Annotated in this window: 11 protein-coding genes; 9 read left to right on the top strand and 2 right to left on the bottom strand. The window is 70.3% G+C overall.

Translation table 11 applies throughout. The features are described from left to right. Positions 1–10: 10 nt before the first annotated feature. Positions 11–1,243, bottom strand: coding sequence for an aminotransferase class V-fold PLP-dependent enzyme (locus ACIBU0_RS26440; RefSeq protein WP_398822734.1), 1,233 nt, complete (start codon positions 1,241–1,243; stop codon positions 11–13). A 220-nt stretch (positions 1,244–1,463) separates the two neighbouring features. On the opposite strand from ACIBU0_RS26440, the gene lat reads away from it, so the two are divergent. The 3 genes from lat to ACIBU0_RS26425 all read left to right on the top strand — a co-directional run bounded on the left by lat (position 1,464) and on the right by ACIBU0_RS26425 (position 15,204). After that, positions 1,464–2,834: an L-lysine 6-transaminase gene (gene lat / locus ACIBU0_RS26435; RefSeq protein WP_398822731.1), complete on the top strand. Its 1,371-nt coding sequence runs from the start codon at positions 1,464–1,466 to the stop codon at positions 2,832–2,834. Between the two features lie 194 nt (positions 2,835–3,028). Beyond that, a complete protein-coding gene (locus ACIBU0_RS26430; RefSeq protein ID WP_398822728.1) occupies positions 3,029–14,200 on the top strand; it encodes an amino acid adenylation domain-containing protein in 11,172 nt (3,723 codons plus the stop codon). Between the two features lie 17 nt (positions 14,201–14,217). Then, positions 14,218–15,204 carry a 2OG-Fe(II) oxygenase family protein gene (locus ACIBU0_RS26425; RefSeq protein ID WP_398822725.1) on the top strand — a complete coding sequence of 329 codons (987 nt, stop codon included), beginning with the start codon at positions 14,218–14,220 and terminating at the stop codon, positions 15,202–15,204. A 197-nt stretch (positions 15,205–15,401) separates the two neighbouring features. On the opposite strand, the gene ACIBU0_RS26420 is transcribed toward ACIBU0_RS26425, so the two are convergent. Further along, positions 15,402–16,073 carry a sulfotransferase family protein gene (locus ACIBU0_RS26420; RefSeq protein ID WP_398822809.1) on the bottom strand — a complete coding sequence of 224 codons (672 nt, stop codon included), beginning with the start codon at positions 16,071–16,073 and terminating at the stop codon, positions 15,402–15,404. Positions 16,074–16,278: 205 nt separating this feature from the next. Here ACIBU0_RS26420 and ACIBU0_RS26415 point away from each other — a divergent pair, with 205 nt between their 5' ends. Genes ACIBU0_RS26415 through ACIBU0_RS26390 form a run of 6 tightly spaced genes read left to right on the top strand, consistent with a single transcriptional unit; the run spans position 16,279 to position 22,380 of the window. Next, positions 16,279–16,992 (top strand): CmcI family methyltransferase, encoded by a 714-nt coding sequence (locus ACIBU0_RS26415; protein WP_398822722.1) that lies wholly within the window; start codon positions 16,279–16,281, stop codon positions 16,990–16,992. Between the two features lie 9 nt (positions 16,993–17,001). Then, entirely contained in the window at positions 17,002–17,874 is an 873-nt protein-coding gene (locus ACIBU0_RS26410; protein WP_398822719.1) for a CmcJ/NvfI family oxidoreductase, read from the top strand. Between the two features lie 21 nt (positions 17,875–17,895). After that, complete coding sequence (locus tag ACIBU0_RS26405; RefSeq protein ID WP_398822716.1) at positions 17,896–18,855, top strand: 2OG-Fe(II) oxygenase family protein; 960 nt, start codon at positions 17,896–17,898, stop codon at positions 18,853–18,855. A 13-nt stretch (positions 18,856–18,868) separates the two neighbouring features. Continuing rightward, on the top strand, positions 18,869–19,612 hold the full coding sequence (locus tag ACIBU0_RS26400) for an O-methyltransferase (protein WP_398822713.1): 744 nt from the start codon (positions 18,869–18,871) through the stop codon (positions 19,610–19,612). After that, positions 19,609–21,213: a long-chain-fatty-acid--CoA ligase gene (locus ACIBU0_RS26395; protein ID WP_398822710.1), complete on the top strand. Its 1,605-nt coding sequence runs from the start codon at positions 19,609–19,611 to the stop codon at positions 21,211–21,213. Before ACIBU0_RS26400 ends, ACIBU0_RS26395 begins: the two co-directional genes overlap by 4 nt. Before the next feature lie 45 nt (positions 21,214–21,258). Beyond that, positions 21,259–22,380 (top strand): homoserine O-acetyltransferase, encoded by a 1,122-nt coding sequence (locus ACIBU0_RS26390; protein ID WP_398822707.1) that lies wholly within the window; start codon positions 21,259–21,261, stop codon positions 22,378–22,380. The last annotated feature ends 2 nt before the right edge of the window (positions 22,381–22,382 follow it).

Raw genomic sequence — 22,382 nt, 5'->3', positions numbered from 1 at the left:
TCAACTCTCCTTACGTGACGCGGTGGTCGACGACGCGGGGGGAAGAAGGGGAAGCCATCAGCTCCTTCAGCGCGTCCGCCAAGTACTCGATCTCGGCTTCGGTGGTGTAGAAGTTCGCCGATATCCGCAGCAGCGGCCGATCCGCCCCGTCGGCCACCGCCGCCTCGATCCGGAAGCGCTCCCGGAGCGCCCTGCGCAGTTCGTCCGCGCTCGCCGCCGCCGGAAGCCGGAACGCCACCATGCCGCCGGACAGGGCCGGATCCTCGGGCGTCGCGGGTTCCAGCCCCTGCCAGTCGGTCAGGCGCCGGCGGGCGTGGCCCGTCAGCTCGCGTCTGCGGGAGCGGATCCGGTCGTGGCCGAGCCGCGCCTGGAAGTCGACCGACTCCGGCACGGCCAGCCAGGGGCAGAGGTCGCGGGTGCCCTCGCACTCGAGCCTGCGCAGCCGCGGCGTACTGCCGAACCGGTCGGGCTCGTCCGGCGGGCCGCTCCCCGCCGGGGGGTGATACGCCCAGCTCACCTGCGTCGGCTCCAGGCTGTCCTCCTGCCCGGGACCGATGTGCAGGAACCCGACCCCGGTCGGGGCGAGGAGCCACTTGTGGCCGCTGCCCGCGTAGAAGTCGCAGGGGAGGTCCGCCAGGTCCAGGTCGAGGAACGCGGGGGCGTGGGCGCCGTCGATCACGGTGACGATCCCGCGGCGGCGGGCCTGCTCGCACAACTCCCGGGCGGGCAGCACCAGTCCGGTCGTCGACAGGACGTGACTGAACGACAGCAGCCGCGTCCGCGGGGTCATCGCGGCGACGGCGGCCTCGACGATCTCCCCGGGATCGGCGGGCATCGTCGGCACCCGGAACGTCCTGATCGTCAGGCCCAGCCGCCGGGCCGCCCGCTCCCAGCACCAGCGCATCGGTGTGTACTCGTGGTCGGTGAGCAGGATCTCGCCGGGCGCGTCGAGGGTCAGCGACGACGCCACCAGGTTGACGGCCCCGGTGACGTTGGTCGTGAGCACCAGCCGGCGCGGGTCGCCGCCCAGGAAGCCGGCCAGGTGTGCGCGTGCCTGCCACAGCAGTGGGGGGAGTTCGCGCAGCAGGAAGTCCATCGGCGCGCGGGCGAGGCGGGTGCGCAACTCGGTGACGCGTTCGAAGGTGCTGCGCGGCAGCGGTCCGGCGGAGCCGGTGTTGAGGTTGACGACGGTGGGGTCGAGCATCATGCGGCCGCGGGCGTCAGCCCAGTCGGCAAAGGCCATGTCGTGATCTCCCGCGCACTCGGAGAATATCGGTACCGCCGGAATTTGATCGACGCGTCGGACAATAGCAGCTGCCCTGCGCCCGCGAAATGAGAATTCCCCGGAAAGTGCCGAAACTCTTGCCGAGAGAAATGCGAGAGAGCTGGGAGAGGGGCTCAAGAGGGCGGCCGCATAGCATGGGCGGTCCAGAATATCCGGTTCACTACAGGAGTCTTCGCACATGGGTGAACAGGAACGTTGTCCGGACTCAAGCCTCTTGGAAACGGAAAATCCGAACGCTCGGGACGTGCACCGCACGCTTCGGCGTCATGTGCTCGTCGACGGCTATGAAATGGTTCTCGACCTGTCCGCGAGTCACGGCACCCAGTTGGTCGACGCCGTGACCGGGGACCGCTATCTCGACCTTTTTTCCTTCTTCGCGTCGGCGCCGCTCGGTATCAATCCGCGCTGCATTACCGACGATCCCGAGTTCATGCGGGAACTCGCCGCGGCAGCCGTCAACAAGCCGTCCAACCCGGACATCTACACGGTCCCGTACGCCCGGTTCGTCGAGACGTTCGCCCGCGTGTTCGGCGACCCGCTGCTGCCGCACCTGTTCTTCGTGGACGGCGGGGCGCTGGCCGTCGAGAACGCCCTCAAGGCAGCCTTCGACTGGAAGGCTCAGCGGCTCGGCCTCGACGAGGAGGGCGTGAACCGGCTTCAGGTGCTGCACCTGGAGCGGTCGTTCCACGGCCGCAGCGGCTACACCATGTCGCTGACGAACACCGACCCGGCGAAGACCGCCCGCTTCCCCAAGTTCGACTGGCCCCGGCTCCCCACCCCCGCGCTGCGGCATCCGGCCGGCGCGCACGCGCGCTCCAACCGGGAGGCAGAACAGCGGACCCTTCAGGCCGCCGAGGCAGCCTTCCGCGCCGCGGACGGCATGATCGCCTGCTTCATCGCCGAGCCGATCCAGGGCGAGGGCGGGGACAACCACCTCGGCGCCGGCTTCCTCCAGGCGATGCAGCGGCTCTGCCACGAGCACGACGCCCTGTTCGTGCTCGACGAGGTCCAGAGCGGCGGCGGCATCACCGGCACCCCCTGGGCCTACCAGCAACTGGGCCTGCGGCCCGACCTGGTGGCGTTCGGCAAGAAGACGCAGGTGTGCGGTGTGATGGGCGGCGGCCGTATCGACGAGGTCGCGGAGAACGTCTTCGCCGTCTCCTCCCGGATCAGCTCCACCTGGGGCGGCAACCTCGCCGACATGGTCCGGGCCACCCGGATCCTTGAGACCATCGAGAGCACCCAGCTGCTCGACACCGTCGTACAGCGCGGCAAGTACCTCCGCGACGGCCTCGAAGCCCTGGCCACCGAGTACCCGGCCCTGGTGAGCAACGCCCGCGGCCGCGGCCTGATGTGCGCGATCACCCTGCCCGAAGCCCGCCTCCGCGACGACGTCCTGCGCCGGATGTACCGCGACCACCACGTCATCGCCCTGCCGTGCGGCGAACGCAGCCTCCGCTTCCGCCCGCCGCTGACGATCAGCGAGAGCGAGATCGACCAGGCTCTCGCGGCACTGGCTCACAGCCTCCGGGCGCTGCAGCCGGCCTGATCCGGCCGGACAGGCCCCGGCCCCGACACGTTCTCTGACCTTCGCGGCCCTGCGGCGGCCCCGGCCACCGCCGTGCGTCGCACAGATCCTGTACGACGGAGAGCCTACGTATGAAGTCAGCACCGTACCCGACGACTGCCGCGGACTGGTCTGCCCGCATTGCAGCAGTATCGAGCGAGCGTTGCGATCTGGAGATGCTCCTCAAGGACGAGTGGCGCAACAAGATCGCGGTGCGGGACGACGACCCCGCCGTCCGGGCGACGAAGCGGCAGGACCTGCGCATCGGGGGACCGGACTACACCGCGCTGAGGACCGCGCTCAGCGAGGACGGCGGTGTGTCGGTCGCCGCGTTCGCGCTGGCCGCGCTGCACGCGGTCATGCGCGCGTACGGCCATGGAAACCGGACGGTGGCGGCCCTCGTCGACGCCACGGACGGCGAGGGCGCAGCGCGGGCCCGGGTGCTTCCGGTCATCGTCGACCATGTCGAGCAGGCCCGGCTCACCTGCCGCGAGGCGGTGCGCGCACTCGGCGAGGACGTGCGCCGCAAGGACGCGTACGTCTCCGGTGACGAGGTCCTCGGACGCGGTCTGTTCGACGCGCTGCTCGTGCTCGCGGACCGGGACGTGGCCCTGGCCGACCTGCCGCCGTCCCCGCTGCTGGTGGTCGTCCGGGACGTCGAGGCGGACGGCCACCTGCAGTGGACCGTGGCCTACGCGGACGAGCTGTTCGAGGACCGGACCATCGCCGGTGTGCTCGACGTCGTACGCGAGGTGCTCGGTCAGTTCCTCGGCCGTCCCGCCCAGCGCGTCGCCGACGTGGACCTCGTGTCGGAGGACCAGCGCCAGCAACTGCACAAGTGGAACGCCACCGACGGCGACTTCCCGGAGGGCAAGCGGCTGGGCGACCTGTTCGAGGACGCCGTGCGCAGGTCGCCGGACCGGGAGGCCGTGGTCTTCGGCGACACCCGGCTGACCTACCGCCAGGTCGACGAGCGCGCCAACCGGTTCGCGCACTGGCTGCTCGGGCCCGCCATGGGGGTGCGGCCGCAGCAACTGGTCGGGATGTACCTCGACAAGAGCGACCTGGGCGTCGTGGCCACCCTCGGACTGTGGAAGTCCGGTGCGGCCTACGTGCCGATCGACCCCGCCTACCCGGCCGAACGGGTCCGCTTCATCGTCGGTGACACCGGCCTGACCGGCATCGTCACCAACCGCCACCACGCGGCCCGGCTCAGGGAGATCCTCGGGGCCGGGCACGCCGGGGTGCGCGTCATCGAGATCGAGACCGTGCTCGCCCAGCAGGACGGCGCCCCGGGCGCGGCGGAGAAGCCGCGGCTGTCCCTGAGCAGCGGCGACCTCGCCTACGTCACCTACACCTCCGGCACCACGGGCGTGCCGAAGGGGGTCCCCAAGTACCACGACAGCGTCGTCAACAGCATCACCGACCTGTCCGAGCGCTACGACATGCGCCGGCCCGGCGAGGAACGGGTCGCGCTCTTCGCGTCGTACGTCTTCGAACCACACCTGCGCCAGACCCTGATCGCGCTCATCAACTCCCAGACGCTGGTGATCGTCCCGGAGGAGATCAGGCTCGACCCGGACCGGTTCCCCGCGTACATCGAGCAGCACGGGGTCACGTATCTCAACGCCACCGGATCGGTGCTCCAGCACTTCGACCTGCGGCGCTGCACGAGCCTGAAGAAGCTGCTGCTCGTCGGCGAGGAGCTCACGGCGGCCGGGCTGCGGCAGCTGCGCGAGCGGTTCGCCGGCCAGGTCATCAACGAGTACGCCTTCACCGAGGCGGCCTTCGTCACCGCCGTCAAGGAGTTCGGGCCGGGCGTGACGGAGCGCCCGGACCGCAGCATCGGCCGGCCGCTGCGCAACGTGAAGTGGTACGTGCTGAGCCAGAACCTCAAGCAACTGCCCATCGGCGCCATCGGAGAGCTGTACATCGGCGGCAACGGCATCGCCCCGGGCTACCTCAACCGCGACGACCTCACGGCCGAGCGGTTCACGCCGAACCCGTACCAGTCGGCGCAGGAGAAGCTGCTGGGCCGCAACGCCCGCCTCTACCGGACCGGTGACCTGGCCCGCGTCCTGCCGTCCGGCGAGGTCGAGTTCATGGGCCGCAGCGACTTCCAGCTCAAGCTGAACGGCGTCCGCGTGGAGCCGGGCGAGATCGAGGCGCAGGCGACGGAGTATCCCGGCGTGCGCAAGTGCACCGTGGTGGCCCGCGAAGGGGCGGGCGGATCCGGTGACCGCCATCTGGTCGGGTACTACACGACCGAGCCGTCGGCGGAGGTGACCGAGGAGGAGCTGCTGGCCTTCCTGGAGGAGCGGCTCATCCGGATCATGGTCCCGGCGCGCATGGTGCCCCTCGACGGCATCCCGGTCAACGTCAACGGCAAGGTGGACTGGCGGGCCCTGCCCGAGGTGGACCTCGTCCGCTCGGGCACGACGCCGGCGCCCGCCACCGGGGCCGGCCCGGCGGTTGGCGTCCTGGAGCAGCTGCGCGAGATCTGGGCCGAGGTCCTCGGCCTGCCGGCCGCGCGCATCGGCGACACGGACGACTTCTTCCGGCTCGGCGGCCAGAGCATCTCCTGCATCCTGCTCATCGCCCGCGTGCGGCAGCGGCTCGGCGTCTTCGTCGGTGTCGAGGACGTGTTCACCTCACGGACCCTGACCGAACTGGCCGACCACCTGGACCGGCAGCGGGACACGTCGTACGAGCCGGAGTCCGGCGCGCCCGGAGAACCTGCGGCGGCCCACGAACCGGCCGCAACCGACGAACCGGCAGCGGCCGACGGCGAACCCCTACGCCTGCGCGCGAACGGCCTGCAGCAGGGTCTGCTGTACCACGCCCTGAAGCGCAGGAACGGCGACGACGCCTACGTCATGCAGTCGGTGCACCGCTACCGATGTCCGATCCGCCCCGACCTGATGCGGCAGGCCTGGGAGCACGCGCAGCACAAGTACCCCGCGCTGCGGCTGCGCTTCGAGTGGGCCGAGGAGCCCTTCCAGATCGTCGATCCCGACGACCGGCCCCTCGACTGGCGGTTCGTCGACCTGGCCGACGTGACCGACGACGCCGAACAGGACGCCCGTATCAGGGAGTTGCAGGAATGCGACCGGGCCGAGCCGTACGAGCCGGCCGAGGGCCGGATGTTCCGGGTCTATCTGATCCGGCAGCGCGCGGACCTGTACTCGCTGATCTTCAGCTGCCACCACCTCGTCCTGGACGGCTGGAGCCTGCCGGTCCTGCACGACGAGGTGCACCGCGTATACCTCGCCCTGGTGCGCGGCGCCGCGATCGAGCCGGACGTGGACCACGCCTATGCGGCGGCCCAGCGGCACTGGGAGGAACACCGCGACGAGCACGTCGACCACTGGCTGCGGCAGATCGAACGCGTCGACGAGCGCGGCGACTTCGACGGGCTGCTCAAGGAGGACATCCGCTACCAGGTCGACCTCAGCGACTACGACCACGTCCGCGAGCACCGAACGAGGAAGCTCGGCCTCGGCGCGGACCTGACCGCCACGCTGAAGTCGCTGTGCGCCGGCCACTCGGTCACCCTGCACTCGGTGCTGCAGTTCGTGTGGCACAAGGTGCTGTACGCGATCGGCGGCGGGAACACCACCGTGGTGGGCACGATCGTCTCCGGCCGCAACCTGCCCGTCGACGGCATCGAGAACTCGGTGGGCCTGTACATCAACACCCTGCCCCTGGTCGTCGACCACGACGAGCAGACGGGCCGCAGCGTCGGCGAGGCCATCGCGGGCATCCAGTCCGCCGTGAACACCATGAACGGCCGCAGCACCGTCGAGCTCGGCCGGCTGCAGACCGGCGGGATGAAGCGCCGGCTGTTCGACACGCTGCTGGTGCTGGAGAACTACCCGCGGCTGCTGGAGGAGGCCGAGGAGCACGACGAACTCCTCCGCTTCGAGAAGGCGTACGACGCCGACAAGGTCGACTACCCGCTGGCCGTCGTGGCCCGCGAGGAGGGCGACGAGCTGACGGTCACCCTGTGGTACGCGGGCGAACTCTTCGACGACGCCACGATCGACACCCTGCTCGATGTCACCCACACCCTGTTCTCCCAGGTGGCGCAGGACATCACCCGGCCCGTCGACGCCCTGGAACTCGTCTCGCCGGCGATGGTCGAGCGCTTCGACGCCTGGAACCGCACGCAGGCCGACTTTCCGGCCGGCAAGACCCTGCACGGCATCTTCGAGGAGCAGGCCGCGGCCTGGCCGGACGAGATCGCGGTGGTCTACCGCGACACCCGGCTGACGTACCGTCAGCTCAATGAGCGGGCCAACCAGTTGGCGCACTATCTGCGGTCGGTGGTCCAGCTGCGGCCGGACGACCTGGTCGGCCTGGTGGTGGACAAGAGCGAGCTGATGATCACCGCGATCCTGGCGGTGTGGAAGACCGGGGCGGCGTATGTGCCGATCGACCCGGGCTATCCCGACGACCGGATCGCGTTCATGCTCCAGGACACCGGCGCACGGCTGGTGGTGACCAACGAGGCCCATGCGGAGCGGCTGCGCGCGCTGCCGGCGGCTCAGGGCCTGCCGGTGGTGGAGGCGGACCGGCTGCCGATGGGCTACCGCTCGTCGGAGAACCCGGTCACCGAGGTCACGAGCACCGATCTCGCCTATGCCATCTACACCTCCGGCACCACCGGCAACCCCAAGGCCGTCCTGGTCGAGCACCGGGGCGTCGTCAACCTCCAGGTGTCGCTGGCGAAACTGTTCGCGCTGGACAAGAGCGAGGGCGACGAGGCGCTGCTGTCGTTCTCCAACTACGTCTTCGACCACTTCGTCGAGCAGATGACCGACGCGCTGCTCAACGGGCAGAAACTGGTCGTCCTCGACGACACGATGCGCACGGACGCCGAGCGCCTGTACCAGTACATCAACGACGAGAAGGTCACCTACCTCTCCGGAACGCCGTCGGTGCTGTCGCTGTACGACTACTCGACGACGACGTCCCTGACCCGCATCGACGCGATCGGCGAGGACTTCACCGAGCCGGTGTTCAACAAGATCCGCGGGACGTTCCCGGGCACCGTCATCAACGGGTACGGTCCGACGGAGATCTCGATCACCAGCCACAAACGCCCGTACCCGGCCGTCGACGAGCGCCGTTCGACCAAGAGCATCGGCCACCCGGTGGCGAACACCACGGCCTATGTGCTCAACAAGTCGATGAAGCGGGTTCCGGTCGGCGGCATGGGCGAGTTGTACATCGGCGACGTCGGCGTCACCCGGGGCTATCTCAACCGCGCGGAGCTGACCGCGGAGCGGTTCATCGACAACCCGTTCCAGACGCCCGAGGAGCGTGCGGCCGGGCGCAACGCGCGCCTGTACAAGACGGGCGACCTGGTGCGATGGCTGCCGAACGGAGAGCTGGAGTGCCTGGGCCGCACCGATCTCCAGGTCAAGATCCGTGGCCAGCGCGTCGAACTCGGCGAGGTCGAGGCGGTCCTGTCGTCGTATCCCGGCGTGACCAGGTCGCTGGTGATCGCCCGTGAGCACCAGGGGTCCGGCTTCGCGGCGGCGCAGAAGTACCTCGTCGGCTTCTACATCGGCGACCGCGAGCACGACGAGCAGGACGTGAAGGAGTGGATGCGCAGGAAGCTGCCCGAGGCCATCGTGCCCGCGCGCATCCTGCGGATCACGGACATCCCCGTGACCCCCAGCGGCAAGCTGGACACACGGCGGCTCCCCGAGACGGACTTCGCGGCGGGTGAGGGCACCGAGTACGTCGCCCCCTCCGGCGACGTCGAGGTCAAGCTGTGCGGCATCTGGGCCACGGTGCTCGGCATCGCCCCGGACCGCATCGGCGTGCACGACGACTTCTTCGCGCTCGGCGGCGACAGCATCCGGGCGATGGCGCTCGCCCAGGCCATCACCAGCGGCTTCGGCCGCGGCCTCGGGGTCCGCACCGTGCTGCAGCACACGTCCCTCGGCGCACAGGCGCAGCACATCCGGGACATGGCGGCGCAGACGAACGCCGGGAACCCCGAGGACACCGGCAACATCGAGAGCGCCGAGCAGACGGCCGGACGCGCCGCGACCCTGGCCGGCCGCCCTCCGGTGTCCCTCGCGCAGGAACGCCTGCTGTTCATCGACGAGTTCGAGGGCGGCACCGCCGCCTACAACATCCCGTTCGCGCTGCGGATCCCCACGCACGACACGGTGTCGCGGGACACGGTGGACCAGGCCCTGCGTACGCTGCTGCGCCGCCACCCCGCCCTGCGCACCCTGCTCAGGACGGACCAGGACGGAGTCCGCCGACAGTACACACTCCCGGAGGACGCCGCACAGGCCCTGTTCCACGCGGCCGTGCACAAGGTCGGCACGACCGCCGAGCTGGACGAGCGGCTCGTCCACTGCGAGAGCCATGTCTTCCGCCTGCACGAGGAACTGCCCCTGCGGGCCGACCTGTTCGAACTCGCCACGGACCCCGACGGCCTCTACCTGAGCCTCGTCCTGCACCACACCTGCTTCGACGGCTGGTCGTGGAATGTCTTCCGGCAGGAGCTGGCGGCCTTGCTGCGCGGCGTGCCCGCCGCGGACCTCGGCACGGTGCGCGGCACCTACGCGGACTTCGCCGTGTGGCAGCGGCAGTACCTGACCGGTCGCCGGCTGTCGGAGCTCACCGAGTTCTGGACTCAGGCACTGGCCGGGTTCGAGACCGTCCAACTGCCCCTCGACCACCCGCGTCCCGCCCGGTTCGACTACCGCGGCCGGGAGATCGAGTTCGCGCTGGACGACGAGACCGTGCAGGCGCTGCGGGCGCTGGCCCGGTCGGCGCGGGTGAGCCTGTACAGCGTGCTGCTCGGCGCCTGGTGCCTGATGCTGTCCCTGCACACCGGACAGCACGACTTCGTGGTGGGCACCCCCTCCGCCAACCGCGGGCGCCCCGAGTTCGACCGCACGGTCGGCTTCTTCGCGAACCTGCTCGCCCTGCGGGTCCGGGTCGACGAGCGGGCGACGCTGGTGGACTACGTCCGCTCCGTCGGCGAGCACGTCGTCGCGGCGCAGGTGCACGGCGAGCTGCCGTTCGAGCAGCTCGTCAAGGAACTCGACGTGGACAAGGACCCGAGCCGCCACCCCGTCCTCCAGGTCAACTTCACCCTGCAGAACGTCACCGACCGTCCCGACACCACCCCGGTGACCGACGGGACTCCGGTGCCGACCGCCCACAAGCCGGACGCCGGGGGCTGGACGGCCACCAAGTTCGACCTGTCGGCCACCCTCACCGAGACCCCGGACGGCGGCGGACTGGCGGGCAACCTGACATACGCCGCCGCCCTGTTCGAGGACGCGAGCGCCGAGGGCTTCGTCGCCGCCTTCCAGCACGTCCTGCGCGAGTTCACCCGGCTCGCCGCCGCGGGCGAGCGGGGCCGGCTGACCGAGGTCACCGGCGTGGACGAGGAGGGCCGGAGCCGGCTGCTGGCCGCCGCCGGCTCGCCGTCCGGCGCCACCGAGCCCGCCCGGACACTGCACGCCGTGTTCGAGGAGACGGCCGCAGCCTTCCCCGACCGGACCGCGCTGGTGTACGGCGACACCGAGCTGACGTACCGTCAACTCAACGAGCGGGCGAACCAGTTGGCGCACTATCTGCGCTCCGTCGTGCAGCTGCGACCGAACGATCTGGTCGCCCTGGTGCTGGACAAGAGCGACCTGATGGTCACCGCGATCCTGGCGGTGTGGAAGGCCGGGGCGGCGTACGTCCCGATCGACCCGGGTTACCCCGAGGACCGGATCGAGTTCATGCTCCAGGACACGCGGGCGCGGCTCGTGGTCACGGAGTACGCCCACGCCGGCCGGCTGCGCGCCCTGCCCGCCGCCGCACGGCCGGTGCTGGTGGAGGCGGACCGGCTGCCGATGGGCTACCGCTCCACCGAGAACCCGGTCACCGAGGTATCGCCCGGCGACCTGGCGTACGCCATCTACACCTCGGGCACGACCGGCCGGCCCAAGGCGGTGCTGGTGCCGCACCGCGCCGTGGACAGCTTCCGCGAGCAGCTCGCCGGCCGCTACTTCGGCGGCCCCGGCACCACTCGCGAAGGCGTGCTGTTCCTCGCCAACTACGTGTTCGACTTCTCCGTCGAGCAGCTGGTGCTGTCCGTCCTCGGCGGCCACACCCTGGTCGTGCCGCCGTCCCCGCCGGCCGAGGACGACGGTTTCTACGACTACGCGAACCGTGCCGGACTGACGTACCTGAGCGGCACACCGACGCAGATCACCCAGCTCGACCTGGCCCGCCTGACGCACCTGCGGTGTGTGCTGGTCGCCGGTGAGGCGTTCCACGAGCGCCACTTCGACAAGATCCGCGGAGGGTTCTCCGGCCCGCTGTTCAACGCCTACGGCACCACGGAGACCGCCGTCTACAACACCGTCCGCCGCTTCGGGCCCGGCGACCCCTACGCGAACGCCCTCGGGCAGCCGCTCGACAACACTCGGCTGTACGTGCTCGGCGAGGGCCTGCGGCTGCTGCCGCCGGGCGCGGTGGGCGAGCTGTACGTGGCCGGCGCGTGCGTCACGGACGGCTACCTCAACCAGCCCGAGTTGACGGGGGAGCGGTTCCTGCCGAACCCGTTCCTGACGGAGGACGACCGCCGGGCCGGCCGGCACGAGGTGCTGTACCGCACCGGTGACCTGGTCCGCCGCGCCCACGACGGCGAGATCCGGTACGTCGGCCGCAACGACGCCCAGGTCAAGATCAACGGCCTGCGCATCGAACTGGGCGAGGTCGAGACGGTCCTCGCCGGCTGCCCGCAGGTGCGGGAGTGCGCGGTCGTCGCCGCCGGGGACGAGCGCTCACCCGACGGCAGGCGGCTCGTCGGCTACTACGTGGCCGACCGTGACGCGCCCGTGGACGAGGACGCGATCTTCGCCGGCCTGCGTGCCCGGCTGATGCCGGGCATGGTGCCGTCGACGCTGGTCCGCCTGGACCGGCTGCCGACGACCGTCAACGGCAAGCTCGACACCAAGGCGCTGCCCGCGCCGGACTTCGCGGCCCGGCGAGCCGTCTACGCGGCACCCCGCAGCCGTGTCGAAGCCCGCTTGTGCCGGCTGTGGAGCGCGCAGCTGCCGGGCGGCACCGTCGGCATCGACGACGACTTCTTCCGCTCGGGCGGCGACAGCATCAGCGCCCTGCACCTGGCGAGCCAGGTCCAGCGGGAGGTCGGCCGCAGGATCGGCGTCAAGGACGTCTTCGACTTCCCGACCGTGCGGCAGCTCGTCGACAACGTCCTGTCCAGGGCGGCCGACGCGGACGGCACGCCGGGGGAGGGGCAGGAGGAGCCGGAGCAGGGACGGCTGAGCGGCCCCTGTCCGCTGCTGCCCGTCCAGGAGTGGTTCTTCGCCAAGCCGCTCGCCGACCGCGGCCACTGGAACCACAACTTCGCCGTGCGGACGCCACCGCTCGACACGGCGAGGCTGCGCGGGGCCCTGGCACGACTGGTCGACCACCACGACGCGTTCCGCCTGCGCTACAGCGGCTTCGACGGCGACGCGGCCGAGGCCACCCAGGTCACCCAGTCCTACGCCGAGGGCACCCCGGACGTCGCCCTGCACGAACTCGACGTGAGCGGCCTGCGGCCCGAGGAGATCCGCGAACAACTCGCCCGACTGCAGAGCGGCTTCGACCTGGCGCACGGCCCGACCGCCTGCGCCGCCTACCTGCACGGGTTCGAGGACGGCACCGCACGCGTCTGGTTCGCCCTGCACCACCTGATCGTCGACTCCGTCAGCTGGCACATCCTCGCCCAGGACCTGGAGATCCTTTACCACGGCGGCGAGTTGGAGAAGAAGACCAGCAGCTACCGCCAGTGGGGCGAGGCGCTGCGCCGCTACGTCCCCGAGGAGGACGAGCGCCGCCTGTGGGAACACGTCCAGGACGGACTGGCCGCGGCGCGGGGCGAGCTGTCGGCCGTGGCGGGCGCGCCCACGCTGCGTGAGGAGTTCGCGCTGAGCGTGCCGGACACCCGGACCCTGCTCACCGAGAGCCACTGGGCGTACGACACCACCCTGCACGAGCTGCTGCTGACGGCGACGGGGCTGGCCCTGAGGGCGGTCACCGGCCGGGCCACCAACCATGTCACGGTCGAGGGCCACGGCCGCGAACGGTTCGCGGGCGCGCCCGACGTGCGGGACACGGTCGGCTGGTTCACGACGATGTACCCGCTGGCCCTGGAGGCCGACCCCGAGGACCTGGGGCGCAGCGTGCTCGGAGCCAAGGAGGCCTGCCGCCGGGTGCCGCACCACGGCATCGGCTACGGGGCCCTCTTCGGCCGGTACGGCAGCGAGCGCGCGCCGCTCGCCCCGGTCAGCTTCAACTACCTCGGCCGGTTCACCGACGGGGGAGAGCAGGCGCCGGACCGGCGGACGGGCTGGCAGCTCGACTCGGCCATGTCGGGCAGCCACCTCTCCGACCGCAACCGGGGAGCGGACCAGTTCGGCGTCGACGTGACCATGCGGTGCGCCGGCGACCGTCTGGTCACCGTCGTCGACAGCCGGCTGGACGAGGCCACCACCCGGCGGTTCGCCGGTGAACTGCGCACCTGGCTGGAGCGGCTGGCCGCCCACACGGCGACCGTCACCCGCTCCGGGGCGGGCCGCGCGCAGCCCGGTCGGCCCGTGGTCACCGGCGACGCCTTCGAGCCGTACATCCTCGTCGACGACGAGCACGCCGAGCACACCCTCTTCGTGTTCCCGCCCGGCGAGGGCGGGGCCGAGAGCTACCTGAGCAACCTCGCGCAACGGCTGCCCGGACACCGGCTGGTGCTGTTCAACAACGTGCACCTGCACACACCCATGGAGTCCTTCGAGGCCGTCGCCCGCTACTACCTCGACCACATACGCACGGTGCAGCCGGCCGGACCGTACAGCCTGCTCGGCTGGAGCTTCGGCGGGATCGTGGCCCTGGAGACGGCGGCGCAGCTGGCCCGCGCGGGGGAGAAGATCGACAACCTGTTCGTCATCGACTCGTACTTCAACATGCGTCATGCGACGGCCGAGATCGGCCTCCCCGGGGTCGAGGACCTCCTCGATCCCATCAACTACCACTACACGCCGAGCCGCGAGGACCTCGACCGGCTGGCCGACCGGCTCGGCAGACTGGTGATGTTCAAGGCGGAGCAGCCGAACGAGATCGTCCGCGACGAGCAGCAGCACCGGCTGTTCGAGTACTACCGCGGGACCCCGTACAACGCTCTGGACACCCTCCTGCCGGCCGAGTCGATCGAGGTCCGTCCGCTGCGCGGCGAGACCCATCACTCGTGGGTACGCAACGAGCGCCTGGTCACCGACATGTGCGAGCGGATCTCGGCGTCGCTGCGGGACGCCTGACGAAACGGAGGATTGCCATGCCCATCCTGATGCCGTCGGCGCACGTGCCGACGATCGACATCTCGCCGCTCTTCGGCGGCGAAGCGGACGACAAGACGCGCGTCGCGCAGGAGATCAACAAGGCCTGCCGGGGGTCGGGGTTCTTCTACGCCTCCCACCACGGCATCGACGTCCAGCTGCTCCAGGACGTGGTCAACGAGTTCCACCGGACCATGACCGACGAGGAGAAGTACGACCTCGCGATCAACGCGTACAACAAGGCCAACCCGCATGTCCGCAACGGCTATTACATGGCCGTCAAGGGCAAGAAGGCGGTGGAGTCCTGGTGCTATCTGAACCCGTCGTTCAGCGAGGACCACCCGATGATCAAGTCGGGGACGCCGATGCACGAGGTGAACATCTGGCCGGACGAGAAGCGGCACGAGCGGTTCCGGCCGTTCTGCGAGCAGTACTACCGGGACATGTTCCGGCTCTCCAAGGTGCTGATGCGGGGCTTCGCGCTGGCCCTGGGCAAGCCGGAGGACTTCTTCGACGCCCCGCTGGCGGAGGACGACACGCTGTCCGCCGTATCGATGATCCGCTACCCGTACCTGGAGGACTATCCGCCGGTCAAGACGGGCCCGGACGGCACCGAGCTGAGCTTCGAGGACCACCTGGACGTGTCGATGATCACCGTCCTGTTCCAGACCGAGGTGCAGAACCTCCAGGTCGAGACGGTGAACGGCTGGCAGGACCTGCCGACGTCCGGGGACAACTTCCTGGTGAACTGCGGTACGTACATGGGGTACCTCACCAACGACTACTTCCCCGCGCCGAACCACCGCGTGAAGTTCATCAACGCGGAGCGCCTGTCCCTGCCGTTCTTCCTGCACGCCGGGCACACGACGGTGATGGAGCCGTTCAGTCCGGAGGACACCGGAAAGGAACTCAACCCGCCGATCAAGTACGGCGACTACCTCCAGCAGGGCTTCCACGCGCTGATCGCGAAGAACGGCCAGACCTGAGACCGAAGCGGGGGGGGGGGGGGGGGGCGCCGCGCGGGGGGGGGCGGCCCGCCGGGCGGGCCCCCCCCACCCCCCGCACACCAACCCCGGCCCCCCCCCCCCGGGGGGGCCCCCCCCCCCCCCCCCCCCCCGCGCCCCCCCCGGCCCCCGCGGGGGGGGCCCCCCCGCCCCGGGGGGGGCGGGGGCCCCACGCCCTGTCAGCTGCCCGACGCGGCGAGCGCCCGCCGCCGCTCCTCGAAGAGCTCCCTGGCCCGCTCGTGGAAGCCGTCGGCCTCGTTGACGTGCGGGAACTCCTCGTCGGGGACCGGCACTCCGAGGAACTGGCAGAGCGGCTCCCAGCCCTCGCTCACCTGGAAGACCAGCAGCCGGTCGGCCGGCACGGTGGCCTTCACCTCGGCGATGTGCCGGTTGAAGGCGGCGACGGCCTCCTGCTCGTCCATCTCGTTCAACGGCCGGTCGCCGCCCACGTCGAGCATGCGCGGGCGCAGCTCCTCGGTCATGAAACGGCCGAACGCGGCGGCGTCCGGATCGGGGTCCGTCGGCTGCTGCATGTGCCGGGAGAAGATGGTCTTCCGGGCGCTCGCGTACCAGCGGTGCGGATCCCGCACCGTCAGCACCACCTTCGCCTCGGGCCACGCCTCCATCAGTTCGCGCCAGAAGACGCAGCCGGGGAAGTCCACCGTCGCCCGGTACCCCTCGAACACCCGCCGTACATCCACCGGGTCACCGGCGAGCGCCTCCTGCCACAGCGGCATCTGCCGGGGGTTCGTTATCACCTCGGTCATGTGGTGACAGGGGTCGAACCCGAGCCTCTGGAGTGCCGCCTGCATCGACAACGTACCGGTGCGGCCATATCCGGCGCCTATCACGTCCAATGGTCATCGTTCCCTTCTCCGCTGGGAAAACACCCGACAGTAGATATCTTCCATTTCCTGACGCGTTTTCTGCCAGCCCTTTTCGAGCCTCATTGGAATTCTGCGGAGAGGCCCCCGAGAGAGCCCCAAGAGAAGGCCAAGAGTAGAGCTGGTTAGCCTTGCGGAGCCGAAATGCGGCGCAAACTCAGGGGAGAGCTCATTGAACGACTACTCTCGCGAGAACTTCCTGGATCTGAACGCATTCCGAGGCCTGGGCGACGACCCGGCCTACCGCCCCCCGGTCCTGACCGACCGGCCGCGTGACTGGCCGCTCGACCGGTGGGCGCAGGCGCCGCGCGACCTGGGTTACCCGGACTTCGCCCGCTATCAGTGGCGCGGCCTGCGCCTGCTCAAGGACCCCGAGGCCCAGGCGGCCCTGCACGACCTGCTGTGGGAGTTCCGCCCCCGCACCGTCGTCGAACTGGGCGTCTACAGCGGCGGTTCCCTGGTCTGGTTCCGCGACCTGACCCGGCTCATGGGCATCGACTGCCGGGTCATCGGGATCGACAAGGACCTCTCCCGCTGCCAGATTCCCCCCACCGAGATGACGGACATCGCCCTCCACGAGGCCGACTGCACCGATCTCGGGACGCTGGAGAAGCTGCTCGGCGACGTCGCCCACCCGCTGCTGTTCATCGACGACGCGCACGCCGACACGTTCAACGTGATGCGGTGGGCGGTCGACCATCTGCTCCACGAGGGCGACTACTTCGTCATCGAGGACATGATCCCCTACTGGCACCGCTACAGCCCGGCCCTGCTGGAGCAGTACCTGGCGTCCTTCCGCGAGGTGCTGACCATGGACATGGTGTACGCCAACGCCAGCCCGCAGCTGGACCGGGGCGTCTTCCGCCGCACGGCGGCGAAGGGCTAGCCCGCCGCCGTGTCCGCCGTGTCGACCGTCCTGCACTACGCCGCACCGCTGACCCCGGACGCCCCGGACGACGACTGGTGCATCGACGCCCTGTCCCGGCCGCCCGAGGTGGTCCTCAACTTCCGTATGGTCCCGCACGAGACGACCGTCACGGACCTGCGCGACAGCGCCGTACGGCCGACCCTCGACACCATGGGGTTCGAGAGGGCCGCGGCTCCCACACGGGCCGACCAGCGCGCCCTGGCGGAGAAGTCCGCGCCGGCCCTCGAACAGTACCGGCGGGAGACGGCGGAGCTGCTGACGTCCGTCACCGGGGCCACCAAGGTGGAGTTCTTCGACGCCACCGTGCGACGCCAGGACGCCACCCCCTCCGGCGCGACGCCCCATCAGGCGCCGCACCGGCGCGTCCACGTCGACCAGAGCCCGAACGGCGCCCGGGCCCGCGCCGCCCGGCACGGCGTGGAGGGCCGCCGCTTCCGCAGGTTCCAGATCGTCAACGTCTGGCGGCCCCTGCTGGAGCCCGTCCGCAACTACCCCCTCGCCCTGTGCGACTACCGGTCACTGGACCTCTCCGCCGACCTCGTCGCGACCCGGCTGGAGTTCCCGGAGTGGCTCAAGGACCGCGAGAACTACTCCGTGAAGCACAACCCCCGCCACCGCTGGCACTACTGGCGCTCGCTCACACCCGACGAGGCCCTCCTGTTCAAGATCTACGACAGCGCGAGCCGCAGCCTCGCGCTCGCCGCGGACGGCACCGAGCGCCCCGGACTCACCGACGTGGCCGGCCTGTGCCCGCACACGGCGTTCTACGACGAGAAGGGACCCGGCATCGGACATCTACGAACGTCTCTGGAAATGCGCGCCGTACTTTTCTACGACTGATCCGGGAAGGAGCGGGCCACCATGACGGACACCGCGGTGCCCCGAGTGCCCCTTTTCAGCCTCACCGCGCTGAAGAAAGGCGATGACCAGGAAGAGTTCCGCAGGTGCGTCACCGAGGCGGGCTTCTTCTACCTCACCGACTGCGGAGTGGGCGAGGAGGACCACAAACTCGCCACCGACACGGCGATGGACTTCTTCGCCCACGGCACGCCCGAGGAGAAGGCGGCCGTGACGACGAAGATACCGACCCTGCGCCGGGGATACTCCGCGCTGGAGGCCGAGAGCACGGCCCAGGTGACCAAGACGGGCACCTACACCGATTACTCGATGGTGTACTCGATGGGGATCTCCGACAACCTCTTCCCCTCGCAGCGCTTCGAGGAGATCTGGACGGACTACTTCGTCGGCCTCTACGCCGCCGCCCGGGAGACCGCCCAGGTCGTCCTGGAGGCCACCGGGACGTACGACGGCTCGGACGGCCGGGACATCGACACGCTGCTGGACTGCGACCCCGTGCTGCGGCTGCGGTACTTCCCCGAGGTCCCCGAGCACCGCGCCGCCGAGCACGAGCCGCGGCGCATGGCTCCGCACTACGACCTGTCCATCATCACGCTGATCCACCAGACGCCGTGCGCCAACGGGTTCGTCAGCCTCCAGGCCGAGATCGGCGGGGAACTGGTGGACCTGCCGCACATCCCGAACACGGTGGTCGTGCTGTGCGGCGCCATCGCGCCCCTGGTCACCCAGGGCGCCGTCCCCGCTCCCCGCCACCACGTCAGGTCCCCGGAAGCCGGCATGCGCGAGGGCAGCGCCCGCACCTCCAGCGTGTTCTTCCTGCGCCCCTCCACCGACTTCAGCTTCTCCGTCCCCAAGGCCCGCGGCTACGGCCTCGAGGTCGACACCCTCGACGGCGAGACCGCGACGTTCGGGGACTGGATCGGGACCAACTACGTCACGATGCACGCCACCCCCACGTCGTAGGAGAGAACAAGCCATGGAACACAGGACCGACGCCGTCTTCAAGAAGCCCACCATCTTCCGGGACGGAATCCGCGAGTACGCGGAGCGCCTTTCCTCCCCCGTCTCCTCCGAGCTGCGGGACATCGCCGCAGAGACCGCACAGGCCACCCCGGAGTGGGCGGACATATCGACCGCGCACATCCAGACGTCCTTCCTCCAGATGCTGATCACCACGGGCGGTATGAACCGGGTGCTGGAGGTGGGCACTTTCACCGGCCACGGCACCGTCGCCATCGCCGCGGCCCTGCCGGACGACGGCGAGGTCGTCACCATCGACAGCTACGTCGCGGACAAGCGGGCCCAGGACGTCGCCGTCCGGGCGTTCGAACGCAGCCCGCACGGCCACAAGATCAAGCCCGTACTGGACGAGGCCCTCACCGTTCTCCAGAACGTCGACGGCGACTTCGACCTCATCTTCCTCGACGCGGACAAGCCGAACTACATCTCCTACTTCGAGACCATCCTCGCCCGCGGCCTGCTGCGGCCCCGCGGTCTCCTGGTCGTCGACAACACCCTGTGGGGCGGCGAGGTCCTCAACCCGCGCTCGCTGCCGCCCGCCGACGACGCCGCGACGGGCGAGGAATGGGTGGAGCGCATGTTCGCCAACTGGGCGCACGACGTCGTCAAGTTCAACAAGCACGTCGTCGACGACCCCAGGGTGCGGGCCGCCCTGCTCACCGTCCACGACGGCATGACCCTCGTCCAGCTTGCGTCATGACCGGGCAGGGCGGAATCGGGCTCTCGGTGGGCATGCTGCTGCGGCGGGCGGCCACCGTGGCACCCGCCAAGGAGATCCGCGAGGTCGACCTCGCCGGAGAGCCCCGCGGCACGTCCTGGGCGGCACTGCAGGAACGCGTCCGACGGCTGGCCGACGCCCTGGGACGGCTCGGCGTCGGCCAGGGCTCCGCGGTGACGACCTTCGCCTGGAACAGCACCCGGCACCTCGAGTGGTTCTTCGGCGTACCCATGGCGGGCGCCGTGCTGGTGCCGGTCAACGTCCGCTTCTCCGACGAGCAGATCGCCTGGGTCGTGAGCCACGCGAAGTCCCGCGTGATGGTCGTCGACGCCTCGCTCACCGGGCAGCTGGCCCGGTTGCTGCCCCGGCTCGGGTCGGTGCGCGACTTCGTCGTGATCCCCGACGGGGGCGAGGTGCACCCGGCGTTCGCCGACGCGCTCTCCTACGAGCGGCTGCTGGCCGAGGCCGATCCCGTCGAACCGCGCGACGTGGCGGAGAACCGTACCGCCTGCCTGTGCTACACCGGCGGCACCACGGGCCACCCCAAGGCCGTCGCCCACTCGCACCGGTCCCTCGTCCTGCACTCCCTCGCGATGTGCGCGGCCGACGCCTTCGCGGTCCGCGAACGCGACGTCATCTTCCCGCTGACGCCGCTGTTCCACGCCACCGCCTGGGGGCTGCCCTACGCGGCCGCCCTGGCGGGAGCGGGCCTGGTGTTCACCGGACCGCACCTGGAACCCGAGGCCATCGCCCGGACCCTGGAGCGGGAGCAGGTCACCCTCTCGGCCGGCGTGCCCACCTTCTGGCTCGCCCTGGACGAGATGGACCCGCCCAGCAAGGTCTTCGCCTCCCTGGAACGCATCGTCTGCGGGGGCTCGGCGATTCCGCAGGGCCTGGTGCACCGGTACGCCGACCGCGGCGTGACCATGCAACAAGGGCTCGGCATGACGGAGAACATGGCGACGGTCGCCCTGACGAACATCCGCAGCGGCCTCACCTCCCTGCCCCCCGAGAAGCAACTGGAACTGCACCACACGCAGGGCCTGGCCGTACCCGGGGTCGAGGTACGGCTGGTCGACGACGAGGACCGGCTGCTGCCGCACGACGGGGTCACCCAGGGAGAGCTCGAAGTCAGATCCCTGTGGGGAGCGACGAGCTACGAGAACGCCGGCGACGAAGCCAACGCCGAGAAGTTCCACGACGGCTGGCTGCGCAGCGGCGACATCGCGACCATCGACCCGGACGGCTATGTCCGCATCACCGACCGCAGCAAGGACCTGATCAAGTCGGGCGGTGAGTGGATCAGCTCCATCGCGGTCGAGTCGGCGCTCATGGACCACCCCGGCGTCCTGGAGGCCGCGGTCGTCGCCGTGCCGGACCCGAGGTGGCAGGAACGGCCGCTGGCCGTGGTGGTGGCCCGCTCCGGCGCCACCGCGACCGCCGGGGAACTGCGGTCCTTCCTGCGTGACCGGCTGCCGAAGTGGTGGGTGCCGGACCGCTTCGAGTTCGTCCCCGAGATCACGAAGACCGCCACCAACAAGTTCGACAAGAAGCTGCTGCGCAGCCGCTACGCCGACCACTGACCCACGCACATCCATGCCCTGGGCCCAGCCACGGAGGGAACGCGCATGCGTCTGAACAACACCGGAGCCTGGCAGCCCGGTGACCCCCCGGGAAACCGGCGGTTCGTCACCACCCACCCGGCCGGGGAACCGCTGGCGCTGCTCTCCGGACAGACCCTGGGGCCGGTGACCATGGCGTACGAGGCCTGGGGCACCCTCGGCGCGGACCGCGGCAACGCGGTGCTCATCCTGCCGCCGCTGAGCATGACCAGCCACGCGGCGGGACCCGCGGGGCCGGGGCACCCCGCGGAGGGCTGGTGGGACTCCCTGATAGGGCCCGGCAAGGCGGTCGACACCGACCGTTTCCATGTGATCGTCGCCAACAACCTCGGCGGCTGCGACGGCAGCACCGGCCCCGCGAGCCTCGATGCGCAGGGCAGGCCCTGGGCCTCCCGGTTCCCGGCGCTCGATGTGATCGACCAGGTCAACGCAGAGGCCGCACTGGCCGACGCGCTGGGCATCGAGCGCTGGCACGCCGTCATCGGCATGTCCATCGGCGGCGCGCGGGCCCTGGAGTGGGCGGTCTCCCGCCCCGACCGGGTGGGCCGGCTCCTGCTCATCGCCGTGGCGGCGGCCACCCGCGTCGAACAGGCCGGCCACACGCACGTGGAACTGGAGCTGATCCGGCGGGACCCGCACTTCCACGGCGGCGAGTTCTACCACCTGCCCGAGGGCTGCGGCCCCCGGACCGGCGTCTCCCTCGCCCGCAGCTTCGCCCACATCCGCTACGGCACGGAGAGCTACTGGCAGGACCGGTTCGGCGGACAGTCCTGGTACCACGACTCGGACGGCTGCCACGAGAAGTTCCGCGAGTACGTGCTCGCGCAGGGCGACAAGGTGTGGGAACGCTTCGACGCGAACTGCAACGTCGTCCTCTCCGAGACGGCTCTGCGCGCCACGGTCGCGCGGGGCAGGGGGAGCATCGACGACGCGCTCGCCAGGATCACCGCCGACACGCACGTCGTCGGCTTCTCCACCGACCGCGCGTATCCCCCCGAGACACAGCGCGAGTTGGCGGCCGGCATCCGCGGAGCCCAGGCGCACATCATGGAGACGGACCTCGGACACTACGGCTTCATGCTCGCGCCCCACCTGGTCGAGCCGCACCTGCGCCTGACCCTCGGATAGCG

This window comes from Streptomyces sp. NPDC049627, from assembly GCF_044465645.1.
Classification (GTDB): domain Bacteria; phylum Actinomycetota; class Actinomycetes; order Streptomycetales; family Streptomycetaceae; genus Streptomyces.
The sequence above is the reverse complement of the archived record's forward strand: the minus strand, read 5'-3'. Positions and strand labels throughout refer to the sequence as shown.

Bases quoted from the DNA above. Each gene is read 5' to 3' on its own strand.
- ACIBU0_RS26440 (WP_398822734.1), bottom strand. From the start codon at position 1,243: ATGGCCTTTGCCGACTGGGCTGACGCCCGCGGCCGCATGATGCTCGAC.
- lat (WP_398822731.1), top strand. From the start codon at position 1,464: ATGGGTGAACAGGAACGTTGTCCGGACTCAAGCCTCTTGGAAACGGAA.
- ACIBU0_RS26430 (WP_398822728.1), top strand. From the start codon at position 3,029: ATGCTCCTCAAGGACGAGTGGCGCAACAAGATCGCGGTGCGGGACGAC.
- ACIBU0_RS26425 (WP_398822725.1), top strand. From the start codon at position 14,218: ATGCCCATCCTGATGCCGTCGGCGCACGTGCCGACGATCGACATCTCG.
- ACIBU0_RS26405 (WP_398822716.1), top strand. From the start codon at position 17,896: ATGACGGACACCGCGGTGCCCCGAGTGCCCCTTTTCAGCCTCACCGCG.
- ACIBU0_RS26400 (WP_398822713.1), top strand. From the start codon at position 18,869: ATGGAACACAGGACCGACGCCGTCTTCAAGAAGCCCACCATCTTCCGG.
- ACIBU0_RS26395 (WP_398822710.1), top strand. From the start codon at position 19,609: ATGACCGGGCAGGGCGGAATCGGGCTCTCGGTGGGCATGCTGCTGCGG.
- ACIBU0_RS26390 (WP_398822707.1), top strand. From the start codon at position 21,259: ATGCGTCTGAACAACACCGGAGCCTGGCAGCCCGGTGACCCCCCGGGA.